Origin of the sequence: Dysgonomonas sp. GY75 (assembly GCF_015234155.1) — a bacterium.
Classification (GTDB): domain Bacteria; phylum Bacteroidota; class Bacteroidia; order Bacteroidales; family Dysgonomonadaceae; genus Dysgonomonas; species Dysgonomonas gadei.
In genome coordinates, this window is sequence record NZ_JADCLQ010000012.1 from 64,688 (window position 1) to 81,271 (window position 16,584).

Below are 16,584 nucleotides of genomic sequence, written 5' to 3' on the forward strand. Positions count from 1 at the left end.
TTTTGCGTTAAATATATAAAGAGCACAATACACATATTACTTTTTATTTTAGATAAAAATAACACTACTAATCAGGAAGCATTTATCCGAGAGGATAGATGCTTTCACTTTTTATACATCCTTATACAATAAATAAAATCCATATAATCAATTTTTCAAAGAGCGATAAACCAGCAGCCAACAGCTAACAGATTTTATAGTATAGATAAAGTTTCTGAAATAACATTATGGATACGATAATACTATTATTATCACATTATACATTTTTTTTAATATCTTTGTTCCGCAATATATCGGGTAAGACGGGCTCATTAATTTCATGTATGAGATATGATAAAGATAATAAACGCAACATTACAAATATTCTTAAAATCACGTTTGGCTATCACGATCCTTATGTTTTCGGCATGTGTATCGTCATGTGGGCTTTTCGATAAGGAAATCAAGCAAGACAAACATATAGCTGAATTCAGATACCGGATGAACCGGATTATGGACAGTTTGGATAATCACAAAGAACGTATAAAAGCCTTTGAGAAAATCATTGAGAACATAGAGGCTGACGAAGACCTGATTACCCCCCGGAAAAAAAATATATTACTCGTAGAAGGAAATACCTTTATCAGCAATGAATATCTTAGTCTGGAGAACTATAAAAAAGCAATCAAATACACCAATATTATAATAGGAATAGATTCCACATCCCCAAAAGGATTTTATAACAGGGGTTGTATATACCAGATACTGGACGAAGACAGTTTAGCCATACTTGACTATAACAAAGCGTTAAAACTAAACTCTGATTATTCAGACGCCTACTACAACCGCGGTATTATCTACGAAGAGTCTGGCAATTATGACAAGGCGCTGGAAGATTACAACAGAGCCATTAAGCTGAACCCATCCTATATTATCGATGTATATACCAACCGCGGAAATACTTATCTGGCTAAAGAAGCGTATGACAAAGCTATCTCCGATTATGGTAAGGTATTGAGTATAGACTCTACCAATATAAAAGCATACAGCAACAGAGCTGGAGCATATATTATACAGAAAGAATATGATAAGGCTCTGATCGACTGCAACAAGGCCATCGCCTTAGACTCTACAAATATAAATGCCTACAAAAAACGGGCATCGATCTTCGAAGCTCAAAAGGAATACGGTGAAGCATTGGATGACTACGGAAAAATCCTTACTCTCGATCCGCATGATAAGTTCGACACACACGAGACTGTAAGAAAAGCGATAAAGAAGCTAAGACCTCTCTCCAAGCACAAATAAGTCGCTTATTGATATCGGTAGTGTCCTGTTACTTTAAAACTAAAGAGACAATCTTCCAGTACCTGCCCTCTCCCTATATTGTGAACGATCAGGGGGCGCTTACCATCCGAAGACATGCGGTCGGTAACGATTCCAATATGCGTGATTCCTCCTCCCAAGTCCCATGTAACTATATCTCCCGGCGAATAATCACTTCCTTTGTCCGATACCTTCAGTATAGTTCCAAAACGTGAAAAGTACATAGCCTGATTAGGAACCCGGCGGTGGTCAATATTCTTATCCGTACCCTTCAGTCCCCATTTTTTAGGATATTTGCTGAAGTTAGCTTTCATATCCACATGTATTTTTTGCTGCAAATCTATACCCAATTTCCGGTATGCCCTTACAATCACATCCGTACACACACCTTTATCGGATGGCACATCCCCATTAGGATACGGGATAGAATAATAACGGGGATCGTAAGTGACTTTATCTTTCGTCAACTCTATAGCTGCCGCCGACAAACGCTTGTAAAAATCTGCCTCCTGCGCATAAATACATAGATTAAGGAAAGAGAACAAAAGTATTATCTGTAGTCTTCTCATACATGTGTAGTTTAACTATAAATCACCTTCCTCACTATACACATCCATCTCCTCCAGATTACCTACAAAAGCAGAAACAACATTATGCCATTCCTTCTCATACTTCAACAGATAACTCTCATGAGGTGAATCTGGAAATATCTTCAACTCTTTACGCTTGGAAGCAAGCCTGCCGAATATCCTTTCGGTTTCCTCTTCAGGAATATTAGGGTCTTTTCCTCCGCACATAAGCAATGCCGGGACATGAATCTGACCCGCATAATCCTGAGGATTGGCCTTAGATGCATCGAAACCGTTAATCTTGCCAAACCAGAAAGTAAACATTCCGCTCACAGGAAAATGCGGCATGCGCAGTTTATCCAGCCGGGCATTTACTGTCTCTTGAAATGTGGCATAAGGCGCTTCTATTACAATGGCTTTTACCAACAGGTTATGATCGGCCTGGGCTTTCATTATAGCTACCGCTCCCATCGAAAAACCTATCAGTATAATATTATCTTCCTGCAACTGGCTCACGGCATAGTTATGTGCATATTTTACATTCTCAGCTTCCAGATAACCTAGTGTTGTCTGGTTTCCATAAGAATCTCCTGCTCCCATAAAATTCACAAGCATAACATCATACCCCATATTCAGGAATACCTCTGCCCTATCCAGCATCGACGATTTCTCATCTATATATCCATGAAATGCGATCACCAGTCCTCGCCTCAGTGTATCTGTGTGTAGCAACCATGCATCCAGTTGCTGACCCTCACCGGCCGGGATACGGAGCGAATCATATGGTTGTGAAGGAAATGCTTTGGTGCGGGGCCTGGGTAAGTCTAATCCGGTTATTGCGATCTTAACCGACTCCAAAAACGTCGGTTTATAGTCGAGTGTTAACGGTCTGGCATTCTCGTCGAAATGGGATAAACTATATGCCTGAGCAATAATGGCGACATTTAGTAATATAAATATTGCGATTAATATACCAAGCCCTATTTTAAGATGCTTTTTATATTTCATTATCAGGGTAATCCATAAATAGACTCAGCCTTATTTTGTGTAGAACACAGGCGCAAAGTAAGGCCTGTTCACCCATTTTCCGTTAAATGGATTCAGTTCGCGTATTACTCCGCCTTCTATTCCGAAGTTTTTGGTTATTTTCACTTCTATAGTGCCTCCATAATAAGTTTGCGGATACATATTCATTAATGGCCCGGCCACTCCGTTACGGTCTCCATTTACAGAATATTGTCCGTAACCGTTGAGACGAATCCGGTCATGCAAAATAAATTTGACGGCACCGTTAACACCCACATCATTATAAGTAGCACCAAACAAATTATACTTTGCTCCGTATGGTCCGGCCGAGACAACCAGCCAGTCGAGAGGCTGATAATTAAAATTCATCCCGACATTTCTTGTTGCCCCTACCAGAGGATATGTATTATAAGACGATGATGAAGACAACCACATCTGATCAGAAATGATTTGCCCTCCATAAAAGCTAAAATCATTAGCGAAGGGAAAACTTGTAAACGTATTGCTTTCGAGTGGAGGCCCCAGATAAACATCCAACGGGGGCAAATTTACATCCGGCAGTTGGTACATTTCATCCTCATTTATCAGAGGATGATAAAGAGAGGCTTTTGTCTTAGCTTGATTAGTTGCATTCTCATTATTAAGCTGCAAATAATTATCAAGTTTTTCATTCAGGTTCAACGACTCTTTTTTCAAAGGAGGAAAACTATCCTTGGGCACTTCTGTCTGACTATACGCAGTAGCTGAAATTGCCAGTAGTAATATAAAAACCAGTTTTTTCATAACCTTCCGTATTTAATTACTTTAACTGTAAAGTTAATAATTTATTGTTGTTAAAAAAAGGCTATTTATTATTATATATATGTTTTTTCATGTTTTTCTAAAAGTAACAAAGGTAACACAGAAAACAATTAATAATTAAGAATGAAAAATTAATAATTAGCTTATCGTGTTGAGCAGAGCGGAGTATCCTGTTTATAAAAAAACTCCGTGCTACTCCTTTTACTCTGTGTTTAAATAAAAAGTAACAGAGGTAACATATATTTCAGCTTTTAGCCAATAGCTATTAGCCGTTAACACAAGCTATCGCACAAGAGACTTTACAGTTAGCAACTTGTATCCCGTATCTTGTCTACTCGTATCTCATATAACTTTCAACTTACTACTCATTGCTTACGACTTTCCTCTTCCTCAATCCGTCCTCGATGTATATCCCGGAGGCAGAAACGGATAAAGATTCACCTTGGGCTTCTCTACCGGAGCAGCAGGCGGCTGTTCCATAACTTGCCCTTGTTCCGTCTGCTCTTGCCCATTTTCCACTTTCCGTTCTTCACTTTTCGTTTTTAGTTCTTCTTCCAACTTCTTATCCACGGACGCAACTACCTCCGCATTGAGCGAACCGCCCGGACGGAAACCGTTCTCCTGTAAAATCATCAGTTGACGTCTGGTTTCCTCGTCCTGTACTTCGATGACCAGCGGACGGCGCTCCGATGCCAGTAACCGGTCTTTGTCTTTCTTCCTTTCCTCACGGTCGAGTACATACTTTATCGCGCGGATGCTCGGCGGACAAAATTTCTTTTCCACCATACGGCATTTCTCCACATCGTTCACCGGGTCGTTTTTGTCGGGGATATAGGTGATCTTCTCTTTTTTCTGCACATAGCCCTCTAACAATTGCTTCAACCCTATACGTGCCGAGGCTATCATCACCTCTTCGCGGTGGTCGATGGCTTCTTCTACCGCTTCTTTAAACCCGGGCTTTTCTTTTTTCCATTCGTAAAATGTCTTTCGGCTGATTTTAAACGATTTGCAGATTTCGGAAATGCTACACAAATCCTGCTCTATCATCCGGATAATCTCTGTTGCAATTTTTTCTTTATACTTCATAAGGTTTAAGTTTTTCGGCTCCCTAATTCCCCGCAAAGGGACTATGGCAAGCCGTATTTGTTAATAAATAAAGCTAATGGCTATTAGCTAACAACTCTTTTACTATAGATAAATGAATTTAAATTTCATTACATTTCAACAGCAAAATCATAAATATATTTATACATAACTATGATTTTTATTATTTTACAAATACATATATAAACCTTATCTTTGTAGTGTAAAAAAACATTTTACAATTTAAGATGTTTATATTCAAAAGATTTACTCAACAAACAGAAAGGATCATTTTATGAAAACAACATTATACCGCGCATCTTCGAGAGGGCATGCTTATCATGGATGGCTGGACTCCTACCATACATTCAGTTTTGCTAATTATTACAATCCTGACCGTATCAATTTCGGTGCACTTCGTGTTGTGAACGACGATATAGTAAAAGGAGGGGAAGGCTTCGGCACACATCCTCACGACAATATGGAAATCGTATCTATACCCTTATATGGAGACCTTGAGCACAAAGACAGTATGGGACATACCGAAGTTATACGTGCCGGAGAAGTACAGGTGATGAGTGCGGGAACAGGTATTACCCATAGCGAATACAATTCGAATGAGGACAAACCTGTCAATTTCTTTCAAATCTGGGTTTTCCCTGACAAGAGGAACGTAACACCACGCTACGACCAAAGGGCTTTTGACTATATGCACAGCAAAAATCAGCTTGTACAGATAGTAGGGCCAAAGGATGACGCCGACAATACAGGTTTGTGGATACACCAGAATGCCTGGTTCAATATCGGTACATTCCAAAAAGGAAAAGAGATAGAATATAAAATAAAAGGAAAAGGTAACGGTGTTTTCGCCATGGTAGTAGAAGGTGAGTTCACAGTAGAAGGGCAGAAGCTGCACCACCGCGACGGCTTTGGCATACAAGATACCGATACGGTTAAAATAACAGCAGATTCTGATAATGCCCGCATCTTATTAATAGATGTGCCAATGGAATTTTAATGGTAAGTAATGTATAAGTAAGCGAGATGAATAGCCCGGAAATAAAAACTCCGGGCTTTTTTTATTTATTTTTATCTGAAGCTATATAATCATCATTAAGCCTTTTCACCTTACTCATCTTTACTACGGCATCGTGGCAGTATATAAGTATACATCCTCTTTTTTCTGCATCTACAAGAAACCGTTCTTTCTCAGACAACGACGTTAGCGCACAAATATCATAAGCCGAAATCCATTCCAGCGGCACATGAGCCGATGTAGGTATCAGGTCGCCGGGAAAAGCATACATTCCGTCATCGCCATTGATATACACAACCAGCTGCCCTTCGCTATGTCCGTCGAAAAGCTGTAACTCAATCCCATCGCACAGTAGCGTATCTTCATCTATTAAATGTAATTGCCCCGAATCGTACACAGGCAGGATATTATCTGCAAAAAGAGAATCCTTCTCCAAACGGTTAGGTTTCAGAAAATTTGCCCACTGTTTCCGGCTGAGCCAGTAACGGGCATTCGGAAAAGATGGAACCAGCCGTCCTTTTTCATCTATACGGGTGGCACCTCCGCAATGATCGAAATGAAGATGCGTAAGCACCACATCAGTTATTTCACCGGCCGTATATCCTGATTCTTTTACAGACTCGTCTGCACACTTCAAATCATATGGACGGTAATAAGATACCTTGTCGAGGTGCTTATCTCCCATACCGGCGTCTATCAGTATCCGGCGATCCGCTGTAGTCGCCAATACACACCGCATAGCCAGCGGGCACAGGTTATCTGTATCGGCTGTATATTTTCGCTGCCACGCACGCTTAGGTATGGCGCCAAACATAGCCCCACCGTCAGCCATAATATATCCTGCTTCTATAATCTTTATATCAAACATAGCTCTAAAGATATAAAAAAGAAAGAGACGGTTCTCACAACCACCTCTTCCAGACCTTAACACTAATATAAAACTAACATATACTATGATTAAAAAACAGGTAATAAAAAATCAACTAAACAATCTATCTAACACACTATGAAAAAAGTAAGAACCTGTTTTGTAGATAGAACACTGATTAATATATCTTTGTTCAATCTTATTGTTATATATTTTATTTATTAAAGAATAAATCCCATCTACACACATATTTAGGCTATTTATTTAAGAGCCTGTTTAAATTTTATTCGTTCTAATTTTCAGAGCTGTTTTTAGGATAATTTGTTCTTCCACAAAGCGATAATAGCGGGCTATTCGAGTTGAGTGAAAGGATAAATTAGGCAAAAAGAGACTGAAAATGAACGAAAAAAGAACTATAACAAAATATTTTGGTAAAATTCAAACAGGCTCTAACATTCACCATATATTATTTACCTTTGTAGAGAATTTATAAAATTGAAAATCTGCAATAACATCAGTACTCAATCCATTATTTATAATTCATAATTACTATACAATGCTTATAGCTAAAAAACTGAAAGAGGAAAACATAGGTGAATACCTTTTATATATGTGGCAGGTAGAAGACATGATACGTGCCAACGGCCTTGATATCGACAAAATCGATGAACAGATTATATCCCGTTTCGATCAGCCGGACAATGTAAAAAAAGAAATAAGGGAATGGTACGAAAACCTTATCGGGATGATGCACCGGGAAGACGTCGCCCAACGGGGGCACCTGATTATAAATAAAAATGTGATCTCGGAACTCACCGATCTGCATCTCCGCCTGTTAAAGGCTCCGGATGAAAGTGATTATTCGGCAGCATATTACAAGACATTGCCATTCATTGTAGAATTGCGCTCCAAATCGCCAGACAAAAATATTCCGGAACTGGAAACATGTTTTGCAGCATTATACGGTTATTTGCTGATGAGATTGCAAAAGAAAGAAATTTCGGGAGAAACACAGGCAGCTATATCACAAATATCTTCATTCCTGCGTATCTTGTCACAAAGGTATAAGGCTGACAGAGATGGCAGCCTGAATATCCAGTAACTTAGTCCTTGTGTTTTTTCTCCCAGATACGGCGGCGGATCAATGTATCGCCTATCAAAAGCAAGAGTACTACACACGCTATGGAGATAATTAACGGATCAAATTTCATCTCGGGCATGGTAAATGTCAGATCAATTTCCACTGGCTTCAATTCCGGTATAGACACCACGCCGAATAGCCAGAAAATAAGAGCGGGAATACCGAGCATCCCGATAATTCCTCCGGCAATAGCCAGAGTAGATTTCAAACTCCTCCGTTTAGTTTGCTTTGCAGCAGCTATATGTACATGCTTCATCAACCGGTTTTCGAAATCGGCTGACGGCTCGTCTAATTTCACTTCCTGAAATAAACTCCTGAGCTTGTCTTTTTCTTCTGCTTTCATAATTGTATGAGTTTATTTATTTCAAAGTTCATAAATTTTCTTATCCTGTGCAACTTTACTTTCACATTTGCGATACTGTTGTTGGTTATATCACTTATCTGCTGTATGCTCTGGTTGTTCAGATAAAACATCGAAATAAGCAAAGCATCGTCCGGAGGCAGCTTTTTAAGCACTATATCCAGATATTGCAATTTATCTTCAACACTTATTTCGTCAATTGTATCAGCGATTTCCGCATCGGGCATATTGGCAAAATTATCTTCTATGGCCGTAAATTCATGTTTCCGTTTGCGCAATTCCGATATCGTTGTATTATAAGCGATGCGGTATAGCCATGTAGCAAATTCAGACTCTTCGCGAAATTTATCCAGAAACTGAAACGCCTTGATAAATACTTCCTGCGTAATATCTTCGGCCTCTACCTTGCGGGAAACGATTTTGCTGACAATGGTAAATACCATTCTCTGATAGCGGCGTACTATATGCACGAAAGCATCAGTATGACCATCTTTGATCCGGCGTACATAATAAATGTCATCAAAATCTGCCATACCCGTATGACGCAACAAGATTGAATAGGTTACAAATGTAAATGAAAAAATTTCAGAAAAATATTTTAAAGCTCATAGTCACCATCTATCTATAACAATTGTGACCTAGTATAATAGGGCAAACGCACGAAATAGAGGATTTTAGCCATTGGTCTCATTTCATTTATTAACTATATATAGTTAAAACCTGACACATCTGACACTTTTTGGACTATTTCCGCACTGTCATTTTTACATCCATTAATCATATATAGTTAAAAGGTAACAACCAACGGTCACAGGAGCGAAGCGTATGTAAAGGTAACAGTCTTTTTAGCCTTCGTGTACTTTGTGATTTCCTTCGTGTACTTAGTGGGTAAAAACTCTTTACCACAAGGGGCACAGAGATTTACACAAAGAACACTATTTACAGTCAACAGTCAACAACTTGTATCTCGTACCTCGTCTACTCGTATCTCATATAACTTTCAACTTAGTACTTAAAACTCATTACTTGTTAAAAAGGTAACAAAGGTTACACTTTTTCTACTTATTCTTTTTACTCTCATTGTAAGTCCCCCCTGGGGGATTTAGGGGGCTATCAATACATCAAAGAACTATAAGCTAACAGCTATCCATATAGATAAACTTTCTGCATAAAAACACATATTTCGTGCGTTTGCCCTGCTAATATAATGTTGAAATCCGGCAATAAATATTTTTTCATTTATTTTGTAACCTTTCTGTAACCCTTGCGTCAAAATGGACAAACGAACAAAACAAGAATGTTTAACTTCTAAAATTAGAAAATTATGGAAATGATAGGAATTGTATGCGTTGTAGGCATAATCACTTATGGAGTCTACCGCTTATTCGAATTATTCGCACGCCGCAGGGAACGTATGGCAATGATAGAGAAACTTTCATCGGGTATAGATCCGCAGATATTAAACAACCCTCTGCAAATACAGAAATACAGGGATATTATGGTCGGATCATGGGCTATCCGCATCGGATTGCTACTTGTAGGTGTGGGACTGGGAGTAGTGACTGCTACCGTTGTTGACCTCCTTGCTGTAGCGCCGGTTGACACGGACAGCAGAATGTATCACGAGTTCAGGAACACCATTTCGGTACTTTATCCTGCATGTGCGGCTGTTTTTGGTGGCATAGGACTGGTTATAGCCTACTTTGTGGAACAAAAGAACGAGAAGAAATCGAAAAGAAATGAAGAATAAGCAGAAGATAGTATCTGATGATATAATATTTTCAATCTAACTGCTTATTGTATTTATTCTAAACAAAGTAACAAATAGGTCCGCGACCTTAATATCTATTGAATATGAAAGATAGATTATCTCCGATATTGTTCACTCTTATTATTTTGGTAATCGTCTTTGGTGCATGGTTTGCAGGAAACCGTCAGGGCTGGTTTCTCAGAAAAACAGCTGATGATTTCAGTATATGCTTCAATGTAAAGGATACTGTTATATCCATCCAAAGCAAGATTCCCGGATATGGAATTACAGGATGGAGCACAAGCAGATACAACGACAACATACTGCATATCGACTTAAATGTATCCAGAGACCGCCGGAATGATATGGCATTTAAGATTGATACGGTAAATGTTCATTATCTTGAACTTTACGGTAAAATATACCATGTCAAAGAGTTGCCTGTCTGTCAATAGCATTGTGACTATATAATACTTAAAGCGCCAAACTTTGTTTACAGGCGCTTTTTTTATATAACAAATGCATTATTTTGTTAAAAAGAATAAAATAAATCGACACTTAGTGATAAAAATATAATTATTACGACAAATTCGTAGAAGGTGGATCGATAAGTAAAATCAATTTATATCTTAGCCATCCCAAATTGAACTAAAAAAACATATAAAAATTTCTTTATGAAAATCCGTATCCTGTTAATCGTCCTGTTTATTACAGGTTTTTCATCTATGTCGGCACAGACCAGTACCCCGGCTGCCAATATCGTAAATGTTCTTGTGAAAGGACAGCTGGTAGATTCTCTGACAAATGAGACAGTGCCTTATGCCACAATTAAAATAACAGACAAAGGAGCCACTCCTCAATTGCTAAAAGCTGTAGCAAGTGACGACAACGGTAAGTTTCAGCTGACTATGAACAAAAAAGGCGAGTACCTTTTCACTGCCGAATTTATCGGAAAAAAAACGGTTACAAAAACAATTGAAATCGGAAATGCAAAAACACTCGATCTCGGCACAATCCTTATGCCTGATGATGCCCAGGCTCTGTCGGAAGTGGTCATATCGGCTCAGAAACCGCTGGTGAAAGTAGATTTGGACAAAATCACGTACAGTATGGAAGATGATCCCGAGTCTAAAACCAACAACGTATTGGATATGTTGAAAAAAGTACCCATGGTAACTGTCGATGGAGAAGAAAACATACAGCTCAAAGGCTCCTCTAATTATAAAATATACCTCAACGGCAAACCATCGAATATGATAACAAGCAATCCGAAAGATGTATTGCGCAGCATGCCGGCGAGTTCTATAAAGGATATAGAGGTCATTACCGACCCGGGAGCAAAGTATGATGCGGAAGGTGTTGCAGGGATTATTAATATTATAACCCAGAAAAATACATCGATGGGTGGCTATACCGCTACATTAAACGGACGTGTAGATGATCTGGGCGGATTCGGAGGCGGCCTTTATTTGCAAATGAAATATGGAAAACTAGGATTTACAGGTGGATATAATTATTATGAGTATAAACGTCCATGGGGAAGTTCAAACTCATTTACTGAAGATTATACGAGTACCAATAACAAATATCTGTATCAGGATGGAGCATCAAAAAATAATGGAAACGGCCAGTACGGAAACGGTGAAATAAGCTTTGAACTGGACACTCTCAATCTTATCAATGTAGGCTTCAACCGGTATTATGGAAACGGCAAATCCCAATCGGAGCAAGTCGTGGAAATGCTGAATAAAGATCGTGATTCACAATATAAATATAACAACGACAGTCATTCGAAGCAAAACTATGGAGGCACCGATGTCAATGTCGATTATCAACGTACATTTAGCAAGAAAGATCAATTACTGACCGCATCTTACAGGTTCAGTCTCAGTCCTAATGATCAGGAATCAAACAGCGATATAAATCTCTTAAGCGGGACAAAACCAGCTACAGCTGTCACTAACCGCCAATATACCGATGCCGATATGAAAGAACATACTTTCCAAGTAGACTTTGTCACACCATTCGGTAAGATACACAACCTTGAAGCAGGTGCTAAATACATCATCCGGCTCAATCAGAGCAACAGCGGCTATGATATCCTTAATGGATCAGGTCAATGGGTAAATGTACCACAAATCTATGACGAATTCAGGCACGAACAGGATATCCTTGCTGCTTATGGTGGATATAGCGCTAAATTCCAGAAATGGGGCGTTAAAACAGGTCTAAGATACGAAGCCACTTGGTTGGACGCAAAGTTCCCCCAAAAAGACGATATGGACTTCAAAGTCGATTACTCCAATCTGGTTCCGTCTGCAACCCTTACATACCAAATAAAACCGGCTCAGAATATCCGCTTCGGATATAATATGCGCATACAGCGTCCGGGAATTTATCAACTGAATCCTTATGTGAATACAACGAACCCCAATTATATCCAGCAGGGTAATCCGGGACTGGATGCTGTAAAGAATCATAACTTCAGTTTAAATTTCGGTTCATTTAGCCAAAAGTTAAATTTCAATGCAAATCTGTCTTATGATTTCGAAGACAATGGCATTGAAAATATTACTACACGCGAAGATGGAGTTTCTACAACAACCTATGAAAATATAGGCGAACGAAAAAATCTTGGTTTGTCGGCTTATGTAAACTGGAGTCCTAATGACAAGATCCGTATATACAGTAACATGTCGGGAAGATATGTGGATATAAAATCTAACAGGACCTCCATTCTCAATGAAAAAACAAGCAACAACGGCTTTGCCGGTAATATATTCGCCGGAGGGCAATACTCATTTCCTCAAAATTTTAAAGCATATTTAAACACCGGATTTTTCAGCCGTCAAATAAACCTGCAAGGTGAAGGCCCGTCTTTCTTCTTTCATAGCATCTCCTTCTCGAAAGGATTTATGCAAGATAGATTGCAATTCCGTGCCTATGCACAAAATCCATTTAAGAAAGACAATGAGTTCAAAACCAAAACCATCACAGATACATTCCATACAGAGTCAATAATGAAGGGCAGGATGCGCCAATTCGGTATTTCTGTTTCGTTCCGCTTCGGAGAGATGAAAGCCCAGATAAAGAAAGCTCAGCGAAGCATCAATAATGATGATAATATGGGTGGCGGACAAGGTAATCAAGGTACTCAAGGCGGACAAGGTGGCGGACAGAATTAGCCGGCATCTTAATAATATATGGGAGGCTTTTCAATAATTGAAAAGCCTCTTTTTGTTTTATATCAAATCAAAAACCGATTTTTCATTTGTAATAAAAATAATAAATATTACATTTATACACAAACAGAGACTATATACACATATAGAAATAAAGAGCAATATGATTCATAAATATGAACTTATGGTTGAAAATAGAGATAGAACGAATATATCAATGATTACAAAAGCAATGGAGTTGCTGGAATCCCTATCAAAGTACCCTAAGGGATTGACTCTGCAGGAGATAGTAGGCATACTCGATTATCCCAAATCATCAATATACAAAATAGCGACTAATCTTCTCGATCTGGGTTATATAGGCCGTGAACCGGACAGCCTTCGTTATTTTCTGTCTCACAAATTGCTATTGCTTGGCCTGACCGCTGTCAGCAGTTACGACATCATAGAAAAATCGGAAGAATATATGAAACGGTTGCGAGACAAGGTGGGTGAATCAGTCATGATAGGGACACTTGTAGATACAGAAGTAGTTCTGATTAAACAAGTACAAGGTAACCTCGATTTCGTATTTACCCTACAACAGGGAATGCGGTTTAATCTACATTCGACTGCTCCGGGTAAAGTCCTGTTAGCTTTTATGCCTGAGAAAGACCAAAGAGAGAAACTTTCAGAAATCCATTTCGAAGCACATAACGAGTATACCATCACGGAGAAAGGCCTATTAAAGAAGGAACTCGACAGAATTGTTACAGACGGATATGCCCTTGACCTGAACGAAACAGTAAAAGGAGTACATTGTATTGCCGCACCCATCTTCGACGAACGGGGCAATGCAATCGCCTGCATATGGACATCAGGCCCGGCAGGGCGGCTATCCGAAGACAAAGTCAGAAGTGTAGGTTTGCAGACTCGTAATGCAGGGTTGGAAATATCCCAAAACATCGGCTATAAACATAAATTAAAATAAAATAATAAGATGAAAAAAGTTATCATTTGCCTTCTGGCAATTGCCTCAGTTCAGTCAGCAATGGCTCAAAGCCTCGAAAAGATGCAATGGTTCAACGAACCCGAAAAATGGGAAATAAAAAATAATACATTAAGTATGTTTGTTACTCCGCAAAGCGATTACTGGCGTATCTCGCATTATGGCTTCACAGTAGATGACGCACCTTTTTACTATGTAACCTATGGCGGTGAATTCGAGGTGAAAGTAAAAATCACAGGCGATTATAAAGCCCGCTTCGACCAGATGGGGCTAATGCTTCGTATAGACCACGAAAATTACATAAAAGCAGGTGTGGAATTTGTCGATGGAAAGTTTAACCTGAGCACGGTCGTTACTCACAAAACGAGTGACTGGAGCGTTATCGCATTGGATAATACACCTTCATTTGTCTGGATCAAAGCAGTAAGAAGGCTCGATGCTGTGGAAGTATTCTATTCCTTCGATGACAAAACTTATACAATGATGCGCAATGCCCATCTACAGGACAATATCCCCGTTATGGTGGGGCTAATGGCGGCATGCCCGGATGGGAAAGGCTTCGACGCTAAATTCGAAAATTTCAAGGTTACTCATTTGCCGGATCAGCGGCGTTTGCAATGGCTAAAGAACAATCAATAACAAAATGGGGCGATAATATCCGCCCTTTTTTATTTAGGCAAGAGCATACATATTGCCCGGAAGGTTCTTTATCAGCCCTTTCATTTCCAACTCCAGAAGAGTGGTAAACAATTGATACGCCGGGATATTCAGTTCTCTGGCCAGCTGATCTATATGTAGCGAATCTATTGTGCCCAGCTTATCTGTAATGATCTTCTCTTCGTCTGTAAGAACGACAAACAGGTTTTGCTGACGCGGCATTTTCTTCTTTTTCTGCGACGCATCGTCCCAACCCATTTGCTGAAGGAAATATTCTGTCGACTGGAACAAATCCGCTTTATGAGAGGCTATCAGTTTATTGCATCCGCGCGAATACCTGTCCGACATCCGGCCGGGTACAGCGAATATATCTTTACAGTACGAGCCTGCAATCTCAGCAGTTATCAGTGAGCCTCCTTTTTCGTCCGATTCCACAACCACAACAGCATCTGCCATGCCTGCCACAATACGGTTCCGGCGAACAAAGTTATAGCGGTCAGGATCGGTCTTGCTCGGAAAATCGGAAAGTAACCCTCCTTTTTCTAACATCTCTATCGCAGTTTGCCTATGTACAGCCGGATAAATCATATCCAAGCCATGGGCCAGCACTCCCACCGTGGACAGGTTATATTTGAGAGCAGCTCTGTGGGCATGTATATCTATTCCATAAGCAAGCCCGCTAACAATAAGTGTATCGGGTAACACTGCGGATATCTTTTCTAAAAATGCATCACAAAAGCTGTTGCCATAATTCGTTGAATTGCGGGTACCAACAATACTTATTATCTTGTCCGCATTAAAATCAGCTTTCCCTCTGAAATAAAAGAGTACCGGAGCATCGGCACAATCTTTCAGACGGTGGGGATAATCTTTATCACTGATAAAGTAGGTAGAAATACCATTCTTTTCTACAAACTCAAGTTCTTTCTCTGCCCTATTCAATACTTCCGGATTTAATATCTCTCCAACAAGTTTGGGCGAAAGTCCCTGAATACTTAATAGCGATTTCCTGCCCGACCTGAATATTGCTTCTTCATCACCTACCACCTGCAGCAGATTACGCGCGGTAATATCGCCCACCCCTAATATCCGGGTAAGGGCGATCTGATAAAGACGCTTATCAGCAGATATACTCATTTATAAAGTTTCAGACAGGTTTCCTAATATCATACCATCCTTCATATGGATGGTGCGATCAGTTATAGAGGCCAGATGCTCGTCATGCGTTACAATAACAAAAGTCTGACCAAGCGTATCACGTAGTTTGAAAAACAGTTGGTGCAACTCGTCTTTATTTTCAGAATCAAGACTGCCTGAAGGCTCATCCGCAAGTATCACAGCCGGATTATTTATCAGCGCACGCGCAACGGCCACCCGCTGCTTTTCCCCTCCCGACAACTCATTAGGCTTATGTTCCATACGGAGCGATAATCCAAGCATATCCAGAAGTTCTTTCGCTTTGGCTTTGGACTGCGATTCCTTCACTCTTCCTATAAGAGCCGGGATCATTACATTTTCCAATGCTGTAAATTCCGGCAATAGCTGATGGAATTGAAATACAAATCCGATATTTTTGTTACGGAAATCCGAAAGGCGAGAATCATTCAGTCTGCTCAGATTCTCATTATTAATATAAACAGTTCCGCTATCAGCCTTATCCAGCGTCCCCATAATTTGCAGAAGAGTGGTTTTACCCGCACCACTGGCACCCACTATAGATATTATCTCCCCTTTTTCTACACGGAGGTCTATCCCTTTCAATACTTTGAGAGAACCAAAGCTTTTGGTAATTCCTTCTACTGCAATCATTTTATTAT

Annotated in this window: 17 protein-coding genes; 8 read left to right on the forward strand and 9 right to left on the reverse strand. The window is 39.6% G+C overall.

Annotation, left to right across the window (positions count from 1 at the left end):
- Positions 1-330: 330 nt before the first annotated feature.
- Positions 331-1,287 (forward strand): tetratricopeptide repeat protein, encoded by a 957-nt coding sequence (locus IR083_RS05620; RefSeq protein WP_194223583.1) that lies wholly within the window; start codon positions 331-333, stop codon positions 1,285-1,287.
- Positions 1,288-1,292: 5 nt separating this feature from the next.
- Here the strand turns inward: IR083_RS05620 and IR083_RS05625 are convergent, their stop codons facing one another.
- From IR083_RS05625 to IR083_RS05640, 4 genes are all read right to left on the reverse strand, one after another.
- Positions 1,293-1,874: a DUF1287 domain-containing protein gene (locus IR083_RS05625; RefSeq protein WP_194223584.1), complete on the reverse strand. Its 582-nt coding sequence runs from the start codon at positions 1,872-1,874 to the stop codon at positions 1,293-1,295.
- 15 nt (positions 1,875-1,889) lie between these two features.
- Entirely contained in the window at positions 1,890-2,882 is a 993-nt protein-coding gene (locus IR083_RS05630; RefSeq protein WP_194223585.1) for an alpha/beta hydrolase family protein, read from the reverse strand.
- A gap of 30 nt (positions 2,883-2,912) precedes the next feature.
- Entirely contained in the window at positions 2,913-3,683 is a 771-nt protein-coding gene (locus IR083_RS05635) for a hypothetical protein (protein WP_006798408.1), read from the reverse strand.
- A gap of 408 nt (positions 3,684-4,091) precedes the next feature.
- Positions 4,092-4,787 carry a helix-turn-helix domain-containing protein gene (locus tag IR083_RS05640; protein ID WP_194223586.1) on the reverse strand — a complete coding sequence of 232 codons (696 nt, stop codon included), beginning with the start codon at positions 4,785-4,787 and terminating at the stop codon, positions 4,092-4,094.
- A 292-nt stretch (positions 4,788-5,079) separates the two neighbouring features.
- On the opposite strand from IR083_RS05640, the gene IR083_RS05645 reads away from it, so the two are divergent.
- Positions 5,080-5,802: a pirin family protein gene (locus IR083_RS05645; RefSeq protein WP_006798410.1), complete on the forward strand. Its 723-nt coding sequence runs from the start codon at positions 5,080-5,082 to the stop codon at positions 5,800-5,802.
- Between the two features lie 61 nt (positions 5,803-5,863).
- Here the strand turns inward: IR083_RS05645 and IR083_RS05650 are convergent, their stop codons facing one another.
- Positions 5,864-6,688: an MBL fold metallo-hydrolase gene (locus IR083_RS05650; protein ID WP_006798411.1), complete on the reverse strand. Its 825-nt coding sequence runs from the start codon at positions 6,686-6,688 to the stop codon at positions 5,864-5,866.
- 556 nt (positions 6,689-7,244) lie between these two features.
- On the opposite strand from IR083_RS05650, the gene IR083_RS05655 reads away from it, so the two are divergent.
- Positions 7,245-7,790: a DUF4924 family protein gene (locus IR083_RS05655; protein WP_194223587.1), complete on the forward strand. Its 546-nt coding sequence runs from the start codon at positions 7,245-7,247 to the stop codon at positions 7,788-7,790.
- 1 nt (position 7,791) lies between these two features.
- On the opposite strand, the gene IR083_RS05660 is transcribed toward IR083_RS05655, so the two are convergent.
- On the reverse strand, positions 7,792-8,172 hold the full coding sequence (locus tag IR083_RS05660; protein ID WP_006798413.1) for a hypothetical protein: 381 nt from the start codon (positions 8,170-8,172) through the stop codon (positions 7,792-7,794).
- Positions 8,169-8,723 carry an RNA polymerase sigma factor gene (locus IR083_RS05665; RefSeq protein WP_194223588.1) on the reverse strand — a complete coding sequence of 185 codons (555 nt, stop codon included), beginning with the start codon at positions 8,721-8,723 and terminating at the stop codon, positions 8,169-8,171. Before IR083_RS05665 ends, IR083_RS05660 begins: the two co-directional genes overlap by 4 nt.
- A 791-nt stretch (positions 8,724-9,514) precedes the next feature.
- Between IR083_RS05665 and IR083_RS05670 the strand changes: the two genes are divergently transcribed.
- The 5 genes from IR083_RS05670 (at position 9,515) to IR083_RS05690 (ending at position 14,749) form a co-directional block, all read left to right on the forward strand.
- Entirely contained in the window at positions 9,515-9,940 is a 426-nt protein-coding gene (locus IR083_RS05670; RefSeq protein WP_194223589.1) for a DUF6249 domain-containing protein, read from the forward strand.
- Positions 9,941-10,044: 104 nt separating this feature from the next.
- Positions 10,045-10,395, forward strand: a complete 351-nt coding sequence (locus tag IR083_RS05675; protein ID WP_194223590.1) for a hypothetical protein — start codon at positions 10,045-10,047, stop codon at positions 10,393-10,395.
- Positions 10,396-10,614: 219 nt separating this feature from the next.
- On the forward strand, positions 10,615-13,125 hold the full coding sequence (locus IR083_RS05680; protein ID WP_006798417.1) for an outer membrane beta-barrel family protein: 2,511 nt from the start codon (positions 10,615-10,617) through the stop codon (positions 13,123-13,125).
- Between the two features lie 181 nt (positions 13,126-13,306).
- Positions 13,307-14,092, forward strand: a complete 786-nt coding sequence (locus tag IR083_RS05685; RefSeq protein WP_194223591.1) for an IclR family transcriptional regulator — start codon at positions 13,307-13,309, stop codon at positions 14,090-14,092.
- Between the two features lie 9 nt (positions 14,093-14,101).
- Positions 14,102-14,749, forward strand: a complete 648-nt coding sequence (locus IR083_RS05690) for a DUF1349 domain-containing protein (RefSeq protein ID WP_194223592.1) — start codon at positions 14,102-14,104, stop codon at positions 14,747-14,749.
- Positions 14,750-14,782: 33 nt separating this feature from the next.
- Here the strand turns inward: IR083_RS05690 and dprA are convergent, their stop codons facing one another.
- A complete protein-coding gene (dprA, locus tag IR083_RS05695) occupies positions 14,783-15,904 on the reverse strand; it encodes a DNA-processing protein DprA (protein WP_194223593.1) in 1,122 nt (373 codons plus the stop codon).
- Positions 15,905-16,576: an ABC transporter ATP-binding protein gene (locus IR083_RS05700; protein ID WP_194223594.1), complete on the reverse strand. Its 672-nt coding sequence runs from the start codon at positions 16,574-16,576 to the stop codon at positions 15,905-15,907.
- Positions 16,577-16,584 lie beyond the last annotated feature (8 nt).